The 4,323-nt window shown below is 73.4% G+C and carries 1 protein-coding gene; it reads left to right on the top strand.

The features are described 5' to 3' along the window. Positions 1–4,323: type I polyketide synthase (locus ABD256_RS43930; protein ID WP_344432331.1), on the top strand; the 4,323-nt coding region annotated here is incomplete at both ends.

Below are 4,323 nucleotides of genomic sequence, written 5' to 3' on the forward strand. Positions count from 1 at the left end.
GCTCGCCACCCTCCACGCCCACGGCACCCCCATCGACTGGCCCGCCTGGTATTCAGGCACCGGCGCACACCGAACCGACCTCCCCACCTACGCCTTCGACCACATGGAACTGTGGCTCGGCCCGTCCTCGGCGCCGGGCGACCTCTCGGCGGCCGGGCTGACCGCCGCCGGCCACCCGCTGCTCGGCGCGGCCGTGTCGCTCGCCGACGCCGGGGGCGTGGTGCTGCTCGGCCGGATCTCGGTGGCCGCCCGCCCGTGGCTCGCCGACCACGCGATCATGGATGCGATCCTGTTGCCGGGGACCGCTTTCGTGGAACTGGCGATCCGCGCGGGCGATCACGTCGGCTGCGACCGGCTCGACGAACTCACCATCGAAGCGCCTCTCGTGCTGGACCGGACCGGCGCGGTCGAGGTGCAGCTTTCCGTGTCGACGCCGGAAGAAGACGGCCGTCGGGCCGTGACCGTGTACTCCCGTCCCACCGGAGACGACCGGCTTGAAGGCGAGTGGACCCGGCACGCGACCGGGTTCCTCGCCGCGGGCGGCCGGGCTCCCGGCTTCGACCTTGCCGAGTGGCCGCCTCGCGCCGCCGATCCGATCTCGCTCGAAGGCCATTACGACCGCCTCGCCGAGGCCGGGTTCGGTTATGGCCCGGCCTTCCAGGGCCTCCGGGCCGCATGGCGGCGGGGCGACGATCTGTACGCCGAAGTCGCTCTCCCGGCCGAGGTGGAAGCGGACGCCACGGAGTTCGGGCTGCACCCCGCGCTGCTCGACGCGGCGCTGCACGCGCTGGGCCTCGGGACGGAGGGGACCTCCGGCGGCTCCGGGCTGGTTCCGTTCTCCTGGACCGGCGTGCGCCTGCACGCCACCGGGGCGTCCGCACTGCGAGTCCGGCTCTCCCCGGTGGGCGACGGTGTGTCCATTGTGGCCGCTGACGAAACAGGCGCCCCGGTCGCTTCGGTGGACGCGCTCGTACTGCGGCGCGTCGCCGCCGACCGGTTGAGCACGGCGAGCGTTCACCGCGATCTGTTCGGGGTGAGCTGGGACGTCGTTGCCACGGACTCCACAAAGGACAGTCTGCCGATCGGGCGGCTCGACGACGTCGCGGCCGAGATCGAGAGCGGCGGCTCGCTGCCGGAGCTGGTCGCGGTCGAGGTGACGGGTGAGGGCGGTCCCGCTGCCACGACCGGCCGGGTGCTGGCGCTCGTGCGGGCGCTGGTCACGGCCGAGGGTTTCGAGGCGACCCGGCTGGTGCTGGTGACGCGGGGCGCGATCGCCGCCGCCGAAGGCGAGGCGGTGCCGGACCTGGGCGCGGCACCGGTCTGGGGGCTCGTTCGCTCGGCGCAGGCGGAACACCCGGAACGGCTGACGCTGGTCGACCTCGGTGCAGGATCGGACGAGCTGCCGTCGCGCGCGGTCGCCACCGGAGAGCCGCAGCTGGCGATCCGGGATGGCAGGGTGCTGGCGCCGCGGCTCACGCGCGTTCCCGAGCGGGGCGCCGCCCCGAGCGGCATCGCCCCTCGCGGAACGGTACTGGTGACCGGTGCGGGCAGCGGAATCGGCGGCCTCGTCGCCGAGCACCTGGTCTCGGGGCACGGTGCTCGGCGCCTGGTACTGCTGAGCAGGCGCGGTGACGCGGCGCCGGGCGCGGCGGACCTCACCGCGAAGCTCACCGCGCTCGGTGCCGAAGTGGTGTGGACCGCTTGCGACGCGGCGGACCGCGACGCACTGGCCGGTGTGCTCGCCGCCGTTCCGGCCGATCGCCCGCTCACCGCCGTGGTGCACGCGGCGGGCGTGCTGGACGACGGCCTGGTGGAGTCGCTGACCGAAGACCGCCTCGCGGCGGTGCTGCGGCCGAAGGTCGACGGCGCGCGCAACCTGCACGAGCTGACCGAGGGCGCGGACCTGGCCGCGTTCGTGCTGTTCTCCTCGGGCGCCGGGGTGTTCGGCGGCGCCGGGCAGGCCAACTACGCGGCAGCGAACTCGTTCCTGGACGCGCTCGCCGCCCACCGGCGGGCGAACGGCCTGGTGGCTACTTCGCTGGCGTGGGGTCTCTGGGATCACCGCGGCGGAATGGCTGGCCGCCTGAGCGACGCGGGACTGGAACGGATGGCGCGCGACGGTATCGTGCCGCTGTCCGCCGAGAAGGGCCTGGCGTTGTTCGATGCCGGGCTGCGCTCGGAGATGCCGCTGCTGGTGCCCGCCGGTCTGGATCTTCCCGCGATGCGCGCCGCGTCGGATGGCGTGGTGCCGCCTCTGTTCCGGAAGCTGATCGCGGCACCGGTGCGCCGCGCGGTGTCCGCTTCACGGGCCGGCTCGGCGTCCGCGTTCCTCGACGGACTGCGCGGGCTGGGCGAAGCCGCGCGGACCGAAGCCGTGCTGACCGTGGTGCGCGCCGAAGCGGCCAAGGTGCTGGGTTTCGGGGGCGCGGCGTCCGTTGCCGAGGACCGGGCGTTCAGCGACATCGGCATCGATTCCCTGACCGCGGTGGACCTCCGCAACCGGCTGGGCGCGGTGACCGGCCTGCGCCTGCCCGCGACCCTGGTGTTCGACTACCCGAACCCGGCGGCGCTGACCGCGTTCCTGGTGTCCGGGCTCGGCACCGGAGACGACGGCGAGTCCGGCACCCCGGTGACGACGCGACCCGTCGACGGCGAGCCGATCGCGATCGTCGGGATGGCGTGCCGCTACCCGGGCGGCGTGACCACGCCCGAGGAACTGTGGGACCTCGTGGCCGAAGGGCGCGACGGAGTGACCGGATTCCCGGAGAACCGGGGCTGGGACCTCGACGCGCTCTACGACCCGGACGAGCACCGGGAGGGGACTTCCTACACGCGTGAAGGCGGTTTCCTGCACGACGCGGACGAGTTCGACGCGGACTTCTTCGGGATCAGCCCCCGCGAAGCGCTCGCGATGGACCCGCAGCAGCGGCTCCTGCTCGAACTGTCGTGGGAGGTCTTCGAACGCGCGGGGATCGACCCCCGGTCCGCGCGCGGCACCCGCGCCGGAGTCTTCACCGGCGTGATGTACCACGACTACGCGGCCCGGCTGCGGGCCTTCCCGCAGGGCGTCGAGGGTTACCTCGGCACCGGCAACGCGGGCAGCGTGGTCTCAGGCCGGGTGGCCTACGCGCTGGGCCTGGAAGGTCCCGCGGTGACGGTCGACACGGCGTGCTCGTCCTCACTGGTGGCGCTGCACTGGGCGATCCAGGCGCTGCGGCAGGGCGAATGCGCGATGGCGCTCGCCGGCGGGGTCACGGTCATGGCCTCCCCTGGCACCTTCGTCGACTTCAGCAGGCAGCGCGGACTCGCCAGGGATGGCCGGTGCAAATCGTTCTCGGCGGCCGCCGACGGCACCGGCTGGGCCGAGGGCGCCGGCGTCCTGCTGGTGGAACGGCTTTCCGACGCGCGCAAGCACGGCCACCCGGTGCTGGCGCTGGTCAGTGGCACCGCGGTGAACTCCGACGGCGCGTCGAACGGCCTGACCGCGCCGAACGGGCCGTCGCAGCAGCGGGTGATCCGGCAGGCGCTCAGTGGTGCGGGGTTGTCACCGTCCGATGTGGACGTGGTGGAGGCGCACGGCACGGGTACGACGCTGGGTGATCCGATCGAGGCGCACGCGCTGCTGGCCACCTACGGCCAGGACCGGTCGCCGGAGCGGCCGCTGCGGCTGGGCTCGATCAAGTCGAACATCGGGCACAGCCAGGCCGCCGCCGGCGTGGCCGGGGTGATCAAGATGGTGCAGGCGATGCGGCACCGGAGGTTGCCCAAGACGCTGCACGTGTCCGAGCCGTCCCCGCACATCGACTGGTCCTCCGGTGCCGTGGAACTGCTGACCGAGCCGATGCCGTGGCCCGCTGGAGACCGGCCGATGCGCGCCGGGGTTTCCTCGTTCGGGATCAGCGGGACCAACGCGCACGTCGTCTTGGAGCAAGCGCCGGAACCGGCGCGGGTCCGCCGCGACGGAGACCGTGAGACGCCGGTGCTGCCCTGGTTGCTTTCCGCCGCGGACGAGGCCGCGCTGCGCGCACAGGCCGGCCGCGTTGTGTCCTTTGTGGAGGAATCAGGCGCTTCGCCGCTCGACGTCGGCGTGTCGCTGGCGACGACGCGCGCCGCGCTCGAACACCGTGCCGTCGTGACCGGCGCGGACACCGGCGAGCTGCTCGCCGGACTGCGCGCGCTGGCCGCGGGGAACCGGGCGCCGGGAGTGGTGACGGGTGTGGTGGGGTCGTCTCGGCTTGCGGTGGTGTTTTCGGGGCAGGGGTCTCAGCGGGTGGGGATGGGGTGGGGTTTGTCTGGGGTGTTTCCGGTGTTCGCGGCGGTGTT

This window comes from Amycolatopsis minnesotensis (genome assembly GCF_039529815.1).
Classification (GTDB): Bacteria; Actinomycetota; Actinomycetes; order Mycobacteriales; family Pseudonocardiaceae; genus Amycolatopsis; species Amycolatopsis minnesotensis.